The 19017-nt window shown below is 71.4% G+C and carries 12 protein-coding genes, 1 tRNA gene and 2 pseudogenes; 5 read left to right on the top strand and 10 right to left on the bottom strand.

All coding sequences use genetic code 11. The features are described 5' to 3' along the window. Nucleotides 1-7 precede the first annotated feature (7 nt). Together H7344_RS00835 and H7344_RS00830 are read left to right on the top strand one after the other, a co-directional pair. The gene (locus H7344_RS00835) at nucleotides 8-754 is read left to right on the top strand and encodes a DUF554 domain-containing protein (RefSeq protein ID WP_186344132.1); all 747 of its coding nucleotides are present in this window, start codon (nucleotides 8-10) and stop codon (nucleotides 752-754) included. 155 nt (nucleotides 755-909) lie between these two features. Next, entirely contained in the window at nucleotides 910-2268 is a 1359-nt protein-coding gene (locus tag H7344_RS00830) for an ABC transporter substrate-binding protein (RefSeq protein ID WP_222130069.1), read from the top strand. 247 nt (nucleotides 2269-2515) lie between these two features. On the opposite strand, the gene H7344_RS00825 is transcribed toward H7344_RS00830, so the two are convergent. From H7344_RS00825 to H7344_RS00805, 5 genes are all read right to left on the bottom strand, one after another. Continuing rightward, nucleotides 2516-3307, bottom strand: a complete 792-nt coding sequence (locus tag H7344_RS00825; protein ID WP_186344131.1) for an ABC transporter ATP-binding protein — start codon at nucleotides 3305-3307, stop codon at nucleotides 2516-2518. Further along, complete coding sequence (locus tag H7344_RS00820; RefSeq protein WP_186344130.1) at nucleotides 3304-4305, bottom strand: ABC transporter ATP-binding protein; 1002 nt, start codon at nucleotides 4303-4305, stop codon at nucleotides 3304-3306. Before H7344_RS00820 ends, H7344_RS00825 begins: the two co-directional genes overlap by 4 nt. Further along, the gene (locus H7344_RS00815) at nucleotides 4298-5509 is read right to left on the bottom strand and encodes a branched-chain amino acid ABC transporter permease (RefSeq protein ID WP_186344129.1); all 1212 of its coding nucleotides are present in this window, start codon (nucleotides 5507-5509) and stop codon (nucleotides 4298-4300) included. Before H7344_RS00815 ends, H7344_RS00820 begins: the two co-directional genes overlap by 8 nt. Nucleotides 5510-5529: 20 nt before the next feature. Next, on the bottom strand, nucleotides 5530-6894 hold the full coding sequence (locus H7344_RS00810) for an ABC transporter permease subunit (RefSeq protein WP_222130068.1): 1365 nt from the start codon (nucleotides 6892-6894) through the stop codon (nucleotides 5530-5532). Between the two features lie 171 nt (nucleotides 6895-7065). Then, nucleotides 7066-7680 carry an ANTAR domain-containing response regulator gene (locus H7344_RS00805; RefSeq protein ID WP_186344128.1) on the bottom strand — a complete coding sequence of 205 codons (615 nt, stop codon included), beginning with the start codon at nucleotides 7678-7680 and terminating at the stop codon, nucleotides 7066-7068. A 39-nt stretch (nucleotides 7681-7719) separates the two neighbouring features. Here H7344_RS00805 and H7344_RS00800 point away from each other — a divergent pair. The 3 genes and pseudogenes from H7344_RS00800 to H7344_RS00795 all read left to right on the top strand — a co-directional run bounded on the left by H7344_RS00800 (nucleotide 7720) and on the right by H7344_RS00795 (nucleotide 8571). After that, nucleotides 7720-7792: transfer RNA gene (locus tag H7344_RS00800), tRNA-Leu, on the top strand. Nucleotides 7793-7827: 35 nt separating this feature from the next. Next, nucleotides 7828-7932: pseudogene (locus tag H7344_RS21345) on the top strand (helix-turn-helix domain-containing protein); the annotation flags it as partial. Between the two features lie 63 nt (nucleotides 7933-7995). Continuing rightward, the gene (locus tag H7344_RS00795; protein WP_229706826.1) at nucleotides 7996-8571 is read left to right on the top strand and encodes a transcriptional regulator; all 576 of its coding nucleotides are present in this window, start codon (nucleotides 7996-7998) and stop codon (nucleotides 8569-8571) included. Nucleotides 8572-8700: 129 nt separating this feature from the next. Here the strand turns inward: H7344_RS00795 and pyk are convergent, their stop codons facing one another. The 5 genes and pseudogenes from pyk to gltB all read right to left on the bottom strand — a co-directional run bounded on the left by pyk (nucleotide 8701) and on the right by gltB (nucleotide 18835). Further along, entirely contained in the window at nucleotides 8701-10164 is a 1464-nt protein-coding gene (gene pyk, locus H7344_RS00790) for a pyruvate kinase (RefSeq protein ID WP_186344126.1), read from the bottom strand. Next, nucleotides 10157-11222, bottom strand: a pseudogene (locus H7344_RS00785) (glycerate kinase). Before H7344_RS00785 ends, pyk begins: the two are co-directional and overlap by 8 nt. A gap of 116 nt (nucleotides 11223-11338) precedes the next feature. After that, entirely contained in the window at nucleotides 11339-12706 is a 1368-nt protein-coding gene (locus H7344_RS00780; protein WP_186344125.1) for a GntP family permease, read from the bottom strand. Between the two features lie 122 nt (nucleotides 12707-12828). Continuing rightward, nucleotides 12829-14298, bottom strand: coding sequence for a glutamate synthase subunit beta (locus H7344_RS00775; protein ID WP_186344124.1), 1470 nt, complete (start codon nucleotides 14296-14298; stop codon nucleotides 12829-12831). Then, nucleotides 14291-18835 (bottom strand): glutamate synthase large subunit, encoded by a 4545-nt coding sequence (gltB, locus tag H7344_RS00770; protein WP_229706827.1) that lies wholly within the window; start codon nucleotides 18833-18835, stop codon nucleotides 14291-14293. Before gltB ends, H7344_RS00775 begins: the two co-directional genes overlap by 8 nt. Between the last annotated feature and the right edge of the window lie 182 nt (nucleotides 18836-19017).

The following is a 19017-nucleotide window of genomic DNA, read 5'->3' as shown; positions in this document are numbered from 1 at the left end:
GAGAAGCGTGGTCCCCGGAGTCGGAACCCTCGTCAACGTCCTCGCCGTCCTCGCCGGCGGCCTGGTCGGCCTGCTGCTCGGCAACCGCCTGCCGGTGCGCACCCGGGAGGTCGTCACGGACGGGCTGGGCCTGGTCACACTGCTCATCGCGGGTACGTCGGCGATGGCCGTGCTCGACGCCGGCCTCGCCGAGACGATCGGCGACAGCGCCCCGGTGCTGGTCGTGCTCGGCGCCCTCCTCGTCGGCGGGATCACCGGGTCGCTGCTGCGCCTCGAGCAGCGGGTCGAGGCGCTCGGCGGGTGGCTGCAGCAGCGGCTGGCCGGCGGCCACGGGTCGGTCGACCGCCAGCGGTTCGTCGAGGGCTTCGTGGTCTCCTCCCTGATCTTCTGCACCGGACCGCTGACGATCCTCGGCTCGATCAACGACGGGCTCGGCAACGGCGCGGAGCAGCTGTTGCTCAAGTCGGCGCTGGACGGCTTCGCCGCGATCGCCTTCGCCGCGTCGTTCGGTTGGGGCGTGCTCGCCGCCTGCCTGACGGTGGTGGTCGTCCAGGGCTCGCTGACGCTCGTCGGGGTGGCGCTCGGCGACGTCCTGCCCGACGCCCACCTCGCGGCCGTCACGGCCACCGGGGGCCTGCTGCTGGTCGGGGTGGCGCTGCGCCTGCTGCGCATCCGCGACGTGCCCGTCGCCGACCTGCTGCCCGCGCTGGTGGTCGCGCCGCTGCTGGTCCAGGTGGTCGCCGCGGTCCGGTGACCCGGCGAGCGGTGTCGCTGACGTAACGGTTTGGTGACGAGAGGGTGCCGTTCGCCACACCGCTCCGTGACCGGTCCTACGGTGACCGAGCCATGACCGGCCTCCCGGGGGTCGGGAACCTGCGGTTGCACCAACCTGACAGAAAGGTTCACCACGTGAATCGAACCACCACCGCGTCCTGGGTGAAGCTGATGGCCGGCACCGCCGCGCTGTCCCTCACCCTGGCGGCCTGCGGGTCCGAGGACGACAGCGAGCCCGCGGCCGAGGACACCTCGTCCGCGTCGGCGTCCGAGTCGTCGAGCGGCGCTCCCTCGGGCGAGTTCACGAACGACAAGTGCGGCGGCGGCACCACCAGCGCCGACACCTACAAGGTCGGCGGCATCCTGCCGCTGACCGGCAACCTGGCCTACCTCGGCCCGCCGGAGATCGCCGGCGTCGGCCTGGCCGTCTCCGACATCAACGCCGCGGGCGGCGTGAACGGCGCCGACGCCTGCCACCAGATCCTCGACTCCGGCGACACCACCGACCTCGCGGTCAGCACGTCGTCGGCCGGCAACCTGGTCAACGCCAAGCCCTCGATCGTGGTCGGCGCCGCCTCGTCCAGCGTCACGCTGAACGTGGTCGACACCTTCACCGACGCCAAGATCGTCCAGATCTCCCCGGCCAACACCGCGGTCGACCTGTCCGGCTACTCGCCGTACTACTTCCGCACCGCCCCGCCGGACGGCATCCAGGGTTCCGCCCTCGGCACGCTGATCTCCAGCGACGGCTACTCGCGCGTCGGCTTCCTGGTCTTCAGCGACACCTACGGCACCGGTCTGCGCAACGCGGTCCAGGAGACCGTCGAGGCCTCCGGCGGCGAGTGCACCTACGGCTGCAAGGGCGACGGCAACGAGTTCCCCGCCGGTCAGACGACCTTCTCGTCCGACGTCAGCGCGGTCCTCGCGACCAACCCCGACGCGATCGTGATCCTCGCGTTCGACGAGACCAAGGCGATCGTGCCCGAGCTCGTCTCGCAGGGCTGGGACATGTCGAAGACCTACCTCACCGACGGCAACACCGCGGACTACTCCAAGGACTTCCCGGAGGGCACGCTCGAGGGCGCCCAGGGCACCATCCCGGGTGCTGACGCCTCTGAGGACTTCAAGGAGCTGCTCCAGGGCTGGAACCAGCAGGTCAACGGCGAGGAGCTGACCGACTACGCCTACGCGGCCGAGTCCTACGACGCCACCATCCTGGGCGCCCTCGCGGCGGTCAAGGGCGGCGCCACGGACCCGACCACCATCCAGGAGAACCTCGCGGCCGTCTCCGGCGCCAGCGACGGCGAGGAGTGCTCCTCGTTCGCCGACTGCGTCGCGCTTCTCGACGAGGGCTCCGAGATCCGCTACACCGGCCCGTCGGGCATCGGTCCGATCGACGAGGAGAACGACCCGTCCTCCGCGTTCGTCGGCATCTACACCTACGACGCCAGCAACAAGAACGTCTTCGCCTCCACCGTCGAGGGCACCAAGTGACCTCATGACCATCATGGTCGACGGCTGAGCGATCGGCTGTTCTGCACGCATCACGGCGAGACCCCGGACCACTCGGTCCGGGGTCTCGTCGTTTCTGGTTCTCCCCCGGGCCGGCCGCCGCGGAGGGGCAGCCACCTGTGACCAATCCGGTACGACGAGACCGGTACGACGAAGCCGCCCGCCCCCACGAGGGGGACGGGCGGCTCGGTGTCCGTGCGGCGTACGCCGGGTGGTCGGCGTACCTGCCTCAGGCCTGGCCGGAGTCGCGCTGCTCGTCGACGTCCTTGGCGAGCGTGCCGAGGTACAGCTCGATCACCTTCGGGTCGTTGGCGAGCTCGCGGCCGGTGCCGGTGTAGGCGTCCCGGCCCTGGTCGAGGACGTAGCCGCGGTCGCAGATCTGCAGGCAGCGGCGGGCGTTCTGCTCGACCATGACCACGCAGACGCCGGTCTTGTTGATCTGGCGGGTGCGGATGAACGTCTCGTCCTGGCGCACCGGCGACAGGCCGGCGGACGGCTCGTCGAGGAGCAGCACCTTCGGCTCCATCATCAGCGCCCGGGCCATGGCGAGCGACTGGCGCTCACCGCCGGAGAGCGCGCCGGCGCTGCGGTCGCGGCGCTCGTGCAGCGTCGGGAACAGGTCCCACATCGCGCCGAGGCGCTCCTGCAGCTTCTTGGGCCGCAGGAAGAGGCCCATCCGCAGGTTCTCCTCGATGGTGAGCGAGGGGAAGACGTTGTTGGTCTGCGGCACGAAGCCGACGCCCATCTGCACCAGGCGGTTGGCCCGGTTGTTGGTGATGTCCTCGCCGTGCAGCGTGACGCTGCCGGAGTGGACCTTCACCAGGCCGAACATCGCCTTGAGCAGCGTGGACTTGCCGGCGCCGTTCGGTCCGATGATCCCGATCATCTCGCCGGGGTGGGCGACCAGGCTGCAACCGTTGAGGATGTTCACCCCGGGCAGGTAGCCCGCCACGAGGTCCTTGGCCTCGATGACGGCCTGCTGGGACCCCGCCGCCGGCGAGGTGGTCTGGGTCTGGGTCACGACTTGTCTCCCTGCTGGTCGTGCTTGGCGTCCTCGGCCGCCTCGTGGGCGGCCTCGTCGGCACGGACCTCGGACTCGATCTCGTCGAGCGCGCCCTCGGTGAGGACCTGGTCGTCGCCGAGGTCGGTGTCGTGGTGGGCGCCGAGGTAGGCGTCGATGACGGCCTGGTTCGACATCACGGTGTCGGCCGGGCCCTCGGCGACGACGCGGCCCTCGGCCATGACGACGACCCAGTCGGAGATGTGGCGGACGACGTGCATGTCGTGCTCGACGAACAGCACGGTCATGCCCTCGTCGCGCAGCGACTGGATGTGCCCGAGCAGCGACTGGGTCAGCGCGGGGTTCACGCCGGCCATCGGCTCGTCGAGCATGATCATCTTCGGGTCGCTCATCAGCGCCCGCGCCATCTCGAGCAGCTTGCGCTGGCCGCCCGAGAGGCTGCCGGCGTAGTCGTCCTTCTTCTCCAAGAGCTTGAACCGGGCGAGCAGCTCCTCGGCCTTCTCCTCCACGGCCTTCTCCTGGCCGCTCCACAGCGGCTTGAAGACCGACTTGAGGAGGTTCTCCCCGGACTGCTCCTGCGCCCCCAGCATCATGTTGTCCAGCACCGTCATCCGGTTGAGGGACTTGGTCAGCTGGAAGGTGCGGACCATGCCGGCCTTGGCGACGCTCGACGCGGAGGTCTTGTTCAGCGCCCGGCCGTCGAACTCCCAGTGCGCGCCGGACCCGGCCGAGCTGGGCTTGTCGAAGCCGGTGATGAGGTTGAAGAACGTCGTCTTGCCGGCACCGTTGGGCCCGATCAGCGCGGTGATGATGCCGCGCTGGACCTCGAGGTGGTCGACGTCGACGGCGGTGATGCCGCCGAAGCGACGCTCGATCTTGTCGACCTTGAGGATCGGGTCCTGCTTGGCCGCGCCGGGCTCCGGCGTGACGCCGGCCATGAGGGCGCGGCGGGCGGCCGGGTCGGCGAGCGACGGCGTACCGATGGTGGTCTCAGACATTGAACCGGAGCTCCCTCTTGTTGCCCAGGATTCCCTGTGGACGGAAGATCACGAGCAGGACCAGCGCGACGCCGACGACGACGAACGAGAACTGCTCGGTCTGCTGGGCGTTCATGATGCTGTCGGGCACCCAGGCACGGGCCGACTCCCGGATGAGGATGCGCGCCGAGAAGAACAGCACGGTGCCGAGCACCGGGCCGAGGATGGTCGCGGCGCCACCCAGCAGCAGGGCGGTGTAGGAGAAGAACGTGATCTGGCGGCCGAGGGCGTCGGGCTGCACGGTCGAGGCGAGCACGTAGACCATGCCGCCCAGTGCGCCGAAGAGGCCACCGATGACCAGCGACTGCATCTTCACGGCGAACACGTTGCGGCCGAGGCTGCGCATGGCGTCCTCGTCCTCGCGGACACCGCGCAGGAGGCGGCCCCACGGGCTGCGGACCAGCAGGTAGACCACCAGCGTGCTGAGCGCCACGAGCGTCCAGGCCACGGCGCGGACCCACCAGCCGTTCACGCCGGAGCGTCCGTAGGTGACCGGCATCGCGAAGAACAGCGCGTAGAGGCCGACCAGCACGAGCACCGCGGCGAGGACCTTGCCGAGCGTGCCGTCCAGGCCCGTGCGGGGCGCGGTGCGCGTCGGGTCGGCGGCCCGCTTCAGGCGCCGGCCGACGAGCACGGTCGCGACCACGCAGAGGGCGAACACGAGCCCGCCGAGCGCCCGGACCCACCCGGCGCCGTCGGCGACGTCGGTGTAGTTGAACGGCGCGAGCGTCCAGGCGCCGTCACCGAAGAACGAGAGGTTCACGAAGGCCGGCTGGTAGGTGCGGCCCTGGATGCCCTGCGCGCCGCCCGTGAGCTCCTTGAGGGTCGAGAGCCGTCCGACGAAGCGGATGATCTCCGCTGCCGAGATGGTCACGATCGCCAGGTAGTCACCGCGTAGCTGGAGCGTCGGGATGCCGAGCACCAGCGCGAACACGAAGGCGAGACCGAGCCCGATCAGCACCGCGATCGGCAGCGGGATGTCGTGCACCAGCGAGATGGCGAAGCCGTAGGCACCGAGCAGCATGAAGCCGGACTGGCCGAAGTTCAGCAGGCCGGTGTAGCCGAAGTGCAGGTTGAGACCGATGACCGCGATGGCCACCGCGGCCGTGCCGGGGCTGATCGCCTCGCGGATGACCGCGGCGAGGATGTCGAGGATGGTGTCCATGATGTGAGTCCCTCTCCCCTTCAGCCGACCCGCTCGGCGCGGCCGAGGATGCCCTGGGGCCTCACCAGCAGCAGCACGATCAGGATGGCCAGGGCAACGGCGTACTTGAGGTCACCGGGCGCGCCCAGCGGTCCGGCCAGCTCCACGACGAGCCCGATGATGATCGAGCCGACGAAGGCGCCGAAGGCCGTCCCGAGGCCGCCCAGGGTGACCGCGGCGAACAGCAGCAGCAGGATCTGCATGCCGGTGTCCCAACGGATGCCGTTGCTGATGACCAGGGCGTAGAGCACGCCGGCGAGGCCGGCGAGGCCCGCGGCCGCGGTCCAGACGAGGCGGATGATCTTGTCCACGTCGATGCCCGAGGCCGCGGCGAGCGCCGGGTTGTCGGAGACCGCGCGAGTGGCCTGGCCGACCCGGGTCTTGACCAGCACGAAGCCGACGAGCCCGATCGCGATGATCGCGACGCCCATCGCCAGGAACGAGAGGTTGGTCAGCGTCACCGGGCCGAGGGAGGTGGTGCCGAAGTCGCGGACGACGACCTTCTGCAGCGAGGCGCCCACGAAGTACTGGTAGGCGTACTGCGCGGCCAGCGCGAGGCCGATCGTCACGATCATCAGCTGGGTGATGCCCAGCCCTCGCCGCCGCAGCGGTTGCCAGAGCAAGCGGTCCTGGAGGTATCCGACCCCTGCGCACACGGCGGTCGTGGCGACGATGCCGAGCCAGAGGTTCATCCCGGCGACGTTGACCAGCCCGTAGGCGACCATGCCGCCGAGGGTGACCAGCTCCGCGTGGGAGAAGTTCGACAGCCCGGTGGTGCCGTAGATCAGCGACAGGCCGAGCGAGGCGAGCGCGAGCAGGAGGCCCAGGCGCAGGCCGTTGACCACCGACTGCGCGATCTGGTCCACGAAGGACTCACCGCCCGCGTCGTAGTCCTCGTCGCGGACCTCGACGATCGGCGAGACCGCCGCGCCGAGGTTCGCGGTGACTTTGACCGAGCCGTCCGGGCCGGCGATCGCCGCGCGCGGCGGCTGCTGCTCGAGGCCGTCGGGCAGGGTCTCCTCGTCGAGGACGACGAAGTAGTCGCCCGCCTCGGTGACGGTGAAGCTGAACTTGCCGTCGTCCTCGGTGGTGACGGTCTCGACGTCGGTGCCCTCCGCGTCACGCAGGATGACGTCGACGCCGGCCACCGGGTCGGACCGGGAGCCGACGGTGCCGCTGATGCAGCCCGTCTCGTCCGGCTTGGGGAGGCAGAGGGTGGCTGCACTCGCGCTCGAGCCACCGACCAGCAGGAGCAGCGGGAGCAGCAGGCCCAGCAGCATCGTGCCGACCAGGCCCTTCCTCACCGCCCTCGCACCGGCCGTGCGGACGTGGTGACGAGACTTCAAACCGGTCCTCCTCACTCGGGCACCCGGCGGGCACCGCGCGGAGGAGTCTAGGGGGACGGAACGTGGTCTGCGGCACATCGGCGCCACCGCGCCCGGCCTTTACCGGACCGTGACGTTCCGGTGACCTGCCGGTGCGCGTACGCCGGGCGACGCGGGCCGGCGCGGAGGGGCTCAGCCGGCGAGCCCGGGCCCGTGCTCGACGACCCCGTCGGCGACCTGGCGCATCGAGAGGCGCAGGTCCATCGCCGTCTTCTGGATCCACCGGAAGGCGTCGGGCTCCGAGAGCCCCAGCTGCTGCTGCAGCACGCCCTTCGCCCGGTCGACCGACTTGCGGGTCTCGAGCCGGTCGCTGAGGTCGGCGACCTCGGCCTCGAGCAGGCTGAGCTCGGCGAACCGGCTCACCGCCATCTCGATCGCCGGCACCAGGTCGGACTTCGAGAACGGCTTGACGAGGTACGCCATCGCGCCGGCGTCGCGCGCCCGCTCGACCAGCTCGCGCTGGGAGAACGCGGTCAGGATGACCACCGGCGCGATCCGGTCGCGCGCGATCGCCTCCGCCGCCGCGATCCCGTCGAGCACCGGCATCTTCACGTCGAGGATCACCAGGTCCGGCCGCAGCTCCTGGGCCAGCTCGATCGCCCGGGCCCCGTCGCCGGCCTGGCCCACGACGTCGTACCCCTCCTCGCCGAGCATCTCGGCGAGGTCCATCCGGATCAGCACCTCGTCCTCGGCGATCACGACGGTGCGCGTGGTCGTCGTGGGCACGGTCGGCAGGGGCTCGGTCACTGCGACAGGGTAGCGACGACTAGGCTTGCGGCCCGCCGCGCCCCGGTAGTCCAACGGCAGAGACACGGTGCTCAAACCACCGCCAGTGTCGGTTCGAATCCGACCCGGGGCACACACGATGTCGGTGGGTCCCGCCAGGGTGAGGACATGTACGGCTCGCACACCAGGTCAGAAGCTCACCGGCTCCTGTCGGCGGGCGGCCCGGTGTCGGACGTTGCCCGCAGGCTCGGCGTTAGTCGCTCGACGATCCGGGCGTGGCGAGACTCTCCTGGCACCCGCATCGCGGCAGGCTGTCCGGTCTGCGACAGCCACCCCTTGCCTCACAACGCCTACGCCGCGCTGCTCGGCTACTACCTGGGCGACGGCTGCATCAGCCGGGCCGAGCGACAGCACGTGCTGCGCGTGGCCTGCGACGCGAGCCTCCCGACGATCGTCTCGGACGTGGAGCGCGCCATCTCGACCGTGCACCCGACCAGGCCCGTCTTCCTCGTCCGCGGCCCGGGCGTCGTCGTCGTGAGCTCGGGATGGAAGCACTGGCCCTGCCTCTTCCCACAGCACGGACCCGGGCGGAAGCACGAGCGCCCGATCGTCCTCGAGCCGTGGCAGCGCGACGTCGTCGCGGACCACCCCGGGCCGTTCCTCCGCGGCCTGTTCCACTCCGACGGGTGCCGGGTGCGCAACTGGGCGACGCGGACCGTGGCCGGCGAGCGGAAGCGCTACGACTACCCGCGGTGGCAGTTCAGCAACCGCTCCGACGACATCCACGACCTCTGCACCTGGGCGCTCGACCTCGTCGGCATCGCCTGGCGGCGGTCGGGTCGCTGGACGACGTCGGTCTCGCGGCGGGAGGCCGTCGCCGAGCTCGACCGGCTCATCGGCATGAAGTCCTGACGATCCTCGGCACGGCCGTCACGGGTGCACGGCCGGCGCCACCTCGCTGTAGTCCGCCTGAGGCCCCGAGCCCGTGGAGAAACCCTGGCGGGGGACGCGGTGGAGCTGCAGACAGGAAGCCGGGCGGGGTCAGGTGGCCCGGCGGTAGGCGGGGGCGACGCCCTTGATCGCGTCGCCCATCCGGTGGATGCGCAGGGCGTTGGTGGAGCCGGGGATGCCGGGAGGGGCGCCGGCGATGATGACGACGAGGTCGCCCTCCTCGACGCGGCCGATCCTGAGCAGCTGCTCGTCGACCTGGCGGACCATCTCGTCGGTGTGCTCGACCGAGGCGGTCTTGAAGGTCTCCACGCCCCAGGAGAGGGACAGCTGGGAGCGGACGGCGGCCTCGGGGGTGAAAGCGAGGATCGGCACGAAGCCGCGGAGGCGGGACATGCGGCGGGCGGAGTCGCCGGACTGGGTGAAGGCGACGACGTACTTCGCCTCGACCCGCTCGGCGACCTCGAGGGCGGCCTTCGCGATCACGCCGCCCTTGGTGTGCGGGTCCCAGTCGATGGCCGAGACGTGGTCGACGGCCTCGGCGGACAGCGCGTGCCGCTCGGTGGCCTCCACGATGCGGGCCATGGTCTCGACGGTGTGCACGGGGTACTCCCCCACGCTCGTCTCGCCCGACAGCATCACCGCGTCGGCGCCGTCGAGGACGGCGTTGGCGACGTCGGAGGCCTCGGCGCGGGTCGGCGCGGGGTTGCCGATCATCGACTCCAGCATCTGCGTGGCGACGATGACGGGCTTGGCGTTGAGGCGGGCCTTCTCGATGATCCGCTTCTGCAGGAACGGCACGTCCTCGAGCGGGCACTCCACGCCGAGGTCGCCGCGGGCGACCATGAACCCGTCGAAGGCCGCGATGATCTCGTCGAGGTTCTCGATGGCCTGCGGCTTCTCGATCTTGGCGATGACCGGCACCGAGACCCCGACCTCGCGCATGATCCGGCGCACGTCCTCGGCGTCGGCCGCGCTGCGCACGAAGCTGAGCGCCACGAAGTCGACGCACAGGCGGAGCGCGAAGCGGAGGTCGCGCTCGTCCTTGTCCGACAGCGCGGGGACGGACACCGCGACGCCGGGCAGGTTGATGCCCTTGTTGTCGCTGACCCGGCCGCCGACGAGCACCTCGGTGCGCACGTCGGAGCCCTCGACGCCGGTGACCCGCAGGCGGACCTTGCCGTCGTCGATGAGGATCGGGTCGCCGACGTTCACGTCGCCGGGCAGGCCCTTGTACGTCGTGCCCGCGACCTCGGCGTCGCCGGGGACGTCGCGGGTGGTGATCGTCCACTCCTGGCCGCGCCGGAGCTCGACCGGCCCGCCGGCGAACTTCTCCAGGCGGATCTTCGGGCCCTGGAGGTCGGCGAAGATGCCCACGCCGTGGCCGCTGGCGTCGGCCGCCTCGCGCACCAGCCGGTAGGCCTCGGCGTGGTCCTCGTGCGACCCGTGGCTCATGTTCAGCCGGGCGACGTCCATGCCGGCGTACACCAGCTCCCGGATGCGCCGGGGCGACGAGGTCGCGGGGCCGAGGGTGCAGACGATCTTGGCTCTACGCACCTGCCCAGCCTAGCGAGGTCTTGGATCGATCAAACAACCTGCGTGCCTCCGAGCCGACGAGCGACGGCCGCCCTCCCACGTCGCGGCGACCTGGGAGGCGGTCCGCTCGAGGTTGCCGACGGCATCCGCGAGCACGGCGGCCAGGTCGCCCGGCGCCGCCGATGACGACGACGGGCACCGACAGCGAGCCGCACATGGCGACCACGCCCGCGGGTGCCTTGCCGCGAACGGTCTGGGCATCGACGCGACCCTCACCCGTCACCACCAGGTCGGCGCCGGCCAGCAGGTCGCGGAGACCGACCGCCTCGGCGACGACCTCGAAGCCGGGGCGCAACGACCCCCGGAGCGCGGAGACCACGGCCAGTCCGACGCCGCCGGCCGCCCCGGTGCCCGGCTCGTCGCGCCGGTCCTCGCCGGATGCCCGGGCCAGCACGTCCGCCCAGCGCGCGAGCGCGTCGTCGAGCACCTGCACGTCCGACGCGGGCACCCCCTTCTGCGGCCCGAAGACCGCCGTCGCGCCCTCCCGTCCGAGGAGGGGGTTGTCCACGTCGCAGGCCGCCTCCACCACGACCTCGGACAATCCCGGGTGCAGGCCGGCGAGGTCGAGGTGCGCCGCGCGCGCCAGCGCAGCCCCACCCGGGGGCAGCGGGTCCCCGGCCACGTCGAGGACACGGGCACCGAGCGCGGAGAGGAGACCGGCGCCGCCGTCGTTGGTCGCGCTGCCGCCCGGGCCGAGGACGACGCGCCGTGCCCCGCGGTCCAGCGCGTCGACGACCAGCTCACCGGTGCCGTACGTCGTTGCGCGCGCCGGGTCGCGGCGCTCGGGTGGCACCAGGTGCAGGCCTGACGCCGCGGCGATCTCGACCACCGCGGTCCTGCCGTCGTCGAGCAGGGTAGGTCGCGTCGACCGATCGTCCCGACGGGCCGCGCACCCGCCGCGTCACCAGCTCTCCGCCCGTGGCCCGCGCCAGCGCCTCGACCGTGCCCTCGCCGCCGTCGGCGAGCGGCACCTCGACGACGCCGGCCGCCGGCCAGACCCGCGCCACGCCTCGCCTCATCGCCGCGGCCACCACCGGCGCGGTGAGGCTCTCCTTGAACGAGTCCGGACACAGCACGACCCGCAACCCGCTCCCTCCCGGAGCGTCCACACCGGGAGCGTCCACACCGGCACCGCTCACACCAGCACCAGGGACAGCACCCAGGTGACGGCGGCCGCGCTGAGCCCCATCACCAAGGTGGCCGCGGTCTGGGCCCGGTAGGCCTGGGCGACGCTCATCCTCGAGAACTGGGTGACGACCCAGAAGTAGCTGTCGTTGGCGTGCGAGACCGTCATGGCGCCGGCGCCGATGGCCATCACGACCAGCACCCGACCCAGGTCGGAGTCCATCCCGATGTCCCCCAGCAGCGGCGCCACCAGGGCTGAGGTCGTGACCAGCGCGACCGTCGAGGAGCCCTGCGCGCTCTTGAGCGCCGCCGCGACCAGGAACGGCATCAGCACGCCGATGCCCAGCTCGGAGAGGTTGGACCCGAGGTAGTCCCCGATCTCGGTGGCCTGGATGACCGCACCGAAGGCGCCGCCCGCGCCGGTGATCAACAGGATCGGCGCAGCGGCGGTCACGCCGTCGGTGACCGCGTCGCGGAAGCTCTCCCGCCGGGTGCCGTCAGCACCGGGGCGCACCAGCAGCAGGGCGAGCGCCAGGCCCACGAGCAGGGCGACCACGGGCTCGCCGAAGAAGCGCACCAGGTCGGCCGGCGTGCCGTCCCCGAGCGGCGCGGCCGGCAGCGCCGCCACCGAGCCGAGACAGATGAGCAGGATGGGCACGAGGATCGGCGCGAGCGCCGCGACCGGACCGGGCAGCGTGCCGTACCGCTCCTTGAAGGACTCGAACTCCTCCGCGGCAGCGGTCAGCTCTTCAGCACCTTCGCCCTCGGGCTCCGCCTCGGTGAAGCGGTTGGCCCACAGGAGACCCACGCCTGCGGCGACCACGGCCACCAGGAGGCCGACCAGGATGACGAGGCCCAGCTGATCGGTGAGACCGAGGTTCCCGGCCGCCGCGATCGGGCCTGGTGTCGGCGGCACGAGCGTGTGCGTGGCGAAGAGGCCGGTCGCCAGGGCGACCGACATCGCGACCATGGAGGTGCTGGTCCGGCGGGCGATCGACTCCTTCAGCGAGTTGAGGATGACGTAGCCCGAGTCGCAGAAGACCGGGATGGAGACGATGAAGCCGATCACCGAGATGGTCAGCGTCGGGAACCGCTGGCCGAGCACCCTGATCACGACCTCGGCCATCGTGACCGCCGCCCCGCTGCGCTCGAGGACGACCCCGATGACCGTCCCGAGGACGATCACGATGCCGATCCCCCCGAGGATGCCTCCGAACCCGCCGGTGATCGTGGCGACGATGTCGCCGAGGGGCATCCGGAAGCCGAAGGCGGCGAGGAAGGCGCCGAGCAGCAGCGCCAGGAACGGATGGGTCTTGAGGACGGTCGTGGCCACCACGATGAGGGCGACGACGGCCACCAGGACGAGGACGAGGTCCATGGTGCGCTCCCGGGACGAGGACGGGTGAGGCCCGTCACGCTAAGCCCCGCGCCCGGCGCGGTCGAGCACAGGACCGGCCTGCACCCGAGTAGGGCGCAGGCCGGTCGCTGGTCAGAGCTCGGTCAGACCATCAGGGGGCGGTCGGTCGGCTTGACCGGTGCCGGCAGGGCCGTCTTCCCGGTCAGGTAGGTGTCGACCGAGGCGGCCGCGGCGCGACCCTCGGCGATCGCCCACACGATGAGCGACTGCCCGCGGCCCGCGTCGCCGGCGACGAAGACGCCGGGCACCGACGACTGGTAGCCGGAGTCGCGAGCGACGTTGCCGCGCTCGTCGAGGTCGACGCCGAGCTGCTCGACCAGGCCGGGCCGCTCCGGACCGGTGAAGCCCATCGCGAAGAGCACCAGCTCGGCCGGGATCTCCCGCTCGGTGCCCTCGATCTCGACCAGCTTGCCGCCCTCGAACTTCACGTCGACCAGCTTCAGCGCGCGGACGTTGCCGCCCTCGTCGCCGAGGAACTCCTTCGTCGACACGGCGTACACCCGCTCGCCGCCCTCCTCGTGGGCCGAGGAGACGCGGAAGGTCATCGGGTACGTCGGCCACGGCTGTCCCGCGGGCCGGGTCTCCGGCGGCTCGGGCATGATCTCCAGCTGCGTGACCGAGGCCGCGCCCTGGCGGGTGGAGGTCCCGAGGCAGTCCGCGCCCGTGTCGCCGCCGCCGATGATGACGACGTGCTTGCCGGTCGCGGTGATCTGGCCCTCGACGGTCTCCCCCAGCGCAGCCCGGTTGGCCTGCGGGAGGAACTCCATCGCCTGGTGGATCCCGCCGAGCTCGCGGCCGGTGGCCTGGAGGTCGCGCGGGACGGTCGAGCCGATGGCGATGACGACGGCGTCGTACCGCTCCCGCAGCATCTCTGCGGTCAGCTGCTCGCTGCCGACCTCGACGCCGGCCCGGAAGACGGTGCCCTCGCGGCGCATCTGGTCGAGGCGCCGGTCGAGGTACTTCTTCTCCATCTTGAACTCGGGGATGCCGTAGCGCATCAGCCCGCCGATCTTGTCGGCCCGCTCGTAGACCGCGACGGTGTGCCCGGCGCGGGTGAGCTGCTGCGCGGCGGCGAGACCCGCCGGGCCCGAGCCGATGACCGCGACGGTGCGGCCCGAGAGCCACTCCGGCGGCTGCGGCCGGACGTACCCGGAGTCGAACGCGCGGTCGGCGATCGTGACCTCGATGTTCTTGATCGTCACCGGGTCCTGGTTGATGCCCAGGACGCAGGCCGTCTCGCACGGGGCGGGGCAGAGCCGGCCGGTGAACTCCGGGAAGTTGTTGGTCGCGTGCAGCCGGTCGATCGCGTCGTCCCAGTCGTCGCGCCAGACCAGGTCGTTCCACTCCGGGATCAGGTTGCCCAGCGGGCAGCCCTGGTGGCAGAACGGGATGCCGCAGTCCATGCACCGGCTCGCCTGCGGCCCGATGATCGGCAGCAGCGCGCGACCCGCCGAACCCGGGTAGACCTCGTTCCAGTCCTGGACGCGCTCCTCGACGGGGCGCCGGGTCGCGACCTCGCGACCCTCCTTCAGGAATCCCTTGGGGTCAGCCATGGAGGGCTCCCATCATCGCGTTGGCGGTCTCGTTCTCGTCCAGTCCCTCGGCCTCGGCCTTCGCCTTCGCCTCGAGGACCTTGCGGTAGTCGCTCGGCATGACCTCGGTGAAGCGCTCGAGCGCGGCGGGCCAGTCGGCCAGCAGCGCGGCGGCGACCTCCGAGCCGGTCTCCTCCTGGTGCTCGCGCACCAGCTGCTCCAGCTCGGCCGCGGCCTCGCCGGTGACCGGCGACAGCTCGACGAGCTCGGCGTTGACCCGCTTCGGGTCGAGGTCGAGGACCCAGGCCACGCCCCCGGACATGCCGGCGGCGAAGTTGCGGCCGGTGGCACCGAGGACGACGACGCGCCCGCCGGTCATGTACTCGCAGGCGTGGTCGCCCACGCCCTCGGTGACCGCCCAGGCGCCGGAGTTGCGGACGCAGAAGCGCTCGCCGACCCCACCGCGCAGGAAGATCCGGCCCGACGTGGCGCCGTAGCCGATCGTGTTGCCGGCGATGACCTGCTCCTCGGAGCGGAACGGCGCCGACCGGTCGGGACGCACGACGATGCGGCCACCGGAGAGGCCCTTGCCGACGTAGTCGTTGGCGTCGCCCTCCAGCCGCAGCGTCATCCCCTTCGGCACGAACGCGCCGAAGGACTGGCCGGCCGAGCCGGTGAAGGTGAGGTCGATCGTGCCCTCGGGCAGCCCGGCGCCGCCGTACCGCTTGGTGACCTCGTGACCGAGGATGGTGCCGACGGTGCGGTTGACGTTGCGGATCTCGACCTGCGCGCGCACCGGCTCGCCGCGCTCGAGCGCGGCCTCGGCCAGCGGGACGAGCGTGGTGACGTCGAGCGCCTTCTCCAGCCCGTGGTCCTGGCCGGTGGTGTTGCGCAGCGCGGCGCCCTCGGGCAGCTCCGGCACGTGCAGGACCGGGGTGAGGTCCAGGCCGGCGGCCTTCCAGTGGTTGACCGCCGCGGCGACGTCGAGGGTGTCGACGCGGCCGACGGCCTCGTCAATGCTGCGGAAGCCGAGCTCGGCGAGGTACTCGCGCACCTCCTGGGCGATGAACTCGAAGAAGTTCACGACGTACTCGGCCTTGCCGTTGAAGCGCTCTCGCAGCACCGGGTTCTGCGTCGCGACGCCGACCGGGCAGGTGTCGAGGTGGCAGACGCGCATCATGATGCAGCCCGAGACCACCAGCGGCGCGGTGGCGAAGCCGAACTCCTCGGCGCCCAGCAGCGCGGCCACGACGACGTCGCGACCGGTCTTGAGCTGGCCGTCGGCCTGCACGACGATCCGGTCGCGCAGGTTGTTGAGCAGCAGCGTCTGCTGGGTCTCGGCCAGGCCGAGCTCCCACGGACCACCCGCGTGCTTGAGGGAGGTGAGCGGCGAGGCGCCGGTGCCGCCGTCGTTGCCGGAGATCAGCACGACGTCGGCGTGCGCCTTGGAGACACCGGTCGCGACCGTGCCAACGCCCATCTCCGAGACCAGCTTCACGTGGACGCGGGCCGCGGGGTTGGCGTTCTTGAGGTCGTGGATCAGCTGCGCCAGGTCCTCGATCGAGTAGATGTCGTGGTGCGGCGGCGGGCTGATCAGGCCCACGCCCGGCGTGGAGTGCCGGGTCTTGGCCACCCACGGGTAGACCTTGTGGCCGGGCAGCTGGCCGCCCTCGCCGGGCTTCGCGCCCTGCGCCATCTTGATCTGGATGTCGTCGGCGTTCGTGAGGTACTCCGCGGTCACGCCGAAGCGGCCGGAGGCGACCTGCTTGATCGCGCTGCGCCGCTCGGGGTCGTAGAGCCGCTCGGGGTCCTCGCCGCCCTCACCGGTGTTCGACTTGCCGCCGAGCCGGTTCATGGCGATCGCGAGGGTCTCGTGCGCCTCCTGGCTGATCGAGCCGTACGACATCGCGCCGGTGGAGAACCGCTTGACGATCGACTCGACCGGCTCGACCTCCTCGACCGGGATCGGGTCGCGGCCGGTGATCTCCGCGCCCTTGAACCGGAAGAGCCCGCGCAGCGTCATCAGGCGTGCCGACTGCTCGTCGACGCGCTCGGTGTACTGCTTGAACACGTCGTAGCGGCCCGCGCGCGTGGAGTGCTGCAGGCGGAAGACGGTCTCGGGGTCGAACAGGTGCGGCTCGCCGTCACGGCGCCACTGGTACTCGCCGCCCGTCTCCAGCTCGCGGTGCGTGGGCGAGATCCCGCCGCGGGGGTACGCCGTGGCGTGGCGCCGGGCGACCTCCTCGGCGATGGTCTCGAGCTCGATGCCGCCGAGCTTGGAGGTCGTGCCGGTGAAGTACTGGTCCACGACCGCCGAGGAGAGCCCGACCGCCTCGAAGATCTGCGCGCCGGTGTAGGAGGCCACGGTGGAGACGCCCATCTTGGACATCACCTTGAGCACGCCCTTGCCGAGCGCCTTGACCAGGTTCTTGACCGCGACCTCGGGGTCGGCCTTGACGTAGTAGCCGTCGCGGGCGAGGTCCTCGACCGACTCCATGGCGAGGTAGGGGTTGACCGCGGCTGCGCCGTACCCGACGAGCAGGGCGACGTGGTGGACCTCGCGGACGTCACCGGCCTCGACGAGCAGGCCGACCTGGGTGCGGGTCTTCTCGCGCACCAGGTGGTGGTGGACGGCGCCGGTGAGCAGCAGCGACGGGATCGGTGCGAGCTCGGCGGTCGAGTGCCGGTCGGAGAGCACGATGATCCGCGCGCCCTCGGCGATGGCCTTGCTGACCTCGCCGCAGATCTCGTCGATCCGGCGGGCGAGCGCCGCGCCGCCGCCCTCGACCTCGTAGAGGCCGCGGGAGACGTGGGTGACGAAGCCCGGCATGTCGCCGTCGCGGTTGATGTGGCGGATCTTGGCCAGGTCGTCGTTGGAGATGACCGGGAACGGCAGCACGACCTGCCGGCACGAGGCCGGCTGCGGCTCGAGCAGGTTCGACTCCGGGCCGATGGTGCCGTTGAGCGAGGTGACGAGCTCCTCGCGGATGGCGTCCAGCGGCGGGTTCGTGACCTGCGCGAAGAGCTGGTTGAAGTAGTCGAACAACAGCCGCGGCTTCTCGCTGAGCGCCGCGATCGGGGTGTCGGTGCCCATCGAGCCGATCGGCTCGGCACCGGTGTTCGCCATCGGCGACAGGATGACCCGCAGCTCCTCCTGGGAGTAGCCGAAGACCTGCTGGCGACGGGTCACCGAGGCGTGCGTGTGCACGATGTGCTCGCGCTCGGGGATGTCGTCGAGGTGGACGAGCCCGGCGTGCAGCCACTCCTCGTAGGGGTGCTCCGCGGCCAGCTCGGCCTTGATCTCCTCGTCCTCGATGATGCGGTGCTCGTCGGTGTCGACGAGGAACATCCGGCCCGGCTGGAGCCGGCCCTTGCGGACGACCTTCGCGGGGTCGATGTCGAGCACGCCGACCTCGGAGGCCAGCACGACGAGGCCGTCGTCGGTGACCCAGTAGCGCGAGGGGCGCAGGCCGTTGCGGTCGAGCACGGCGCCGATCTGCGAGCCGTCGGTGAAGACGACGCAGGCGGGGCCGTCCCAGGGCTCCATCATCGCGGAGTGGAACTCGTAGAACGCCCGGCGCTGGGGGTCCATCTCGCCGTGGTTCTCCCACGCCTCGGGGATCATCATCAGCACCGAGTGCGGCAGCGACCGGCCGCCCATGTGCAGCAGCTCGAGCACCTCGTCGAAGGACGCGGAGTCCGAGGCGCCCGGGGTGCAGATCGGGTAGAGCCGCTCGAGGTCGCCGGGGATCAGGTCGGACTGCAGCAGCGCCTCGCGGGCGCGCATCCAGTTCCGGTTGCCCATGACGGTGTTGATCTCGCCGTTGTGCGCGATGTAGCGGAACGGGTGCGAGAGCGGCCAGCTCGGGAACGTGTTGGTCGAGAACCGCGAGTGGACCACGGCCATCGCCGAGGTCACGCGCTCGTCGCGCAGGTCGGGGAAGACCTCGTCGAGCTGGGCCGGCGTGAGCATGCCCTTGTAGACGAGGGTCCGCGAGGACAGCGAGGGGAAGTAGACGTCGGTCTCCCGCTCGGCGCGCTTGCGCAGGCAGAAGGCCATCCGCTCCAGGCCGAGACCGGTCAGGCGCGAGCCCTTGCCGGCGACGAAGAGCTGCGCGAAGGACGGCATGACGCCGAGCGCGGTCTGGCCCAGCGGCGAGGGGTCGACCGGCACCTCGCGCCAGCCGAGGACCTCCAGGCCCTCCTCGTCGGCGAGCTCCTCGACGCGGCGGCGCGTGGCGGCCACGGCCTCCTCGTCGCCGGGCAGGAACGCCGTGCCCACGGCGTACGCACCCCGCCCGGGGAGCTCGAAGTCCACGACCTCGCGCAGGAACGCGTCGGGGACCTGGATGAGAATGCCGGCGCCGTCGCCGGAGTTGGTCTCGGCGCCCGCGGCTCCGCGGTGGTCGAGGTTGAGGAGCGCGGTCACGCCCTGGCGGACGATCTCGTGGCTGGCGACGCCTGAGAGGTTCGCGACGAAGGCCACACCGCACGCGTCGTGCTCGTGGCTGGGGTCGTAGAGCCCTTGGGGCGGCGGGAACGCGTGCGAGTAGGGCACTGGGTTCTCCCGTCGTCGAGCCGGTCCCCGCACGGAGGCTCGGTGAGGAGGCTCCGGGACGAGGCGGCCGGCTGGTCGGCACATGCAGGGTTCAGCGGGTCGGACCGGATCGGCCCGAGGAGCTGAGAAAGGTGCAGGGACGACGTTGGCCCACGCGGAGCCGTCAGGTTACCACCGTGTTG

Origin of the sequence: Nocardioides deserti, from assembly GCF_014266025.1 — a bacterium.
Classification (GTDB): Bacteria; Actinomycetota; Actinomycetes; order Propionibacteriales; family Nocardioidaceae; genus Nocardioides; species Nocardioides deserti.
Note: the sequence above shows the minus strand (reverse complement) of the source record. Positions and strands in the feature narration are given on the sequence as shown.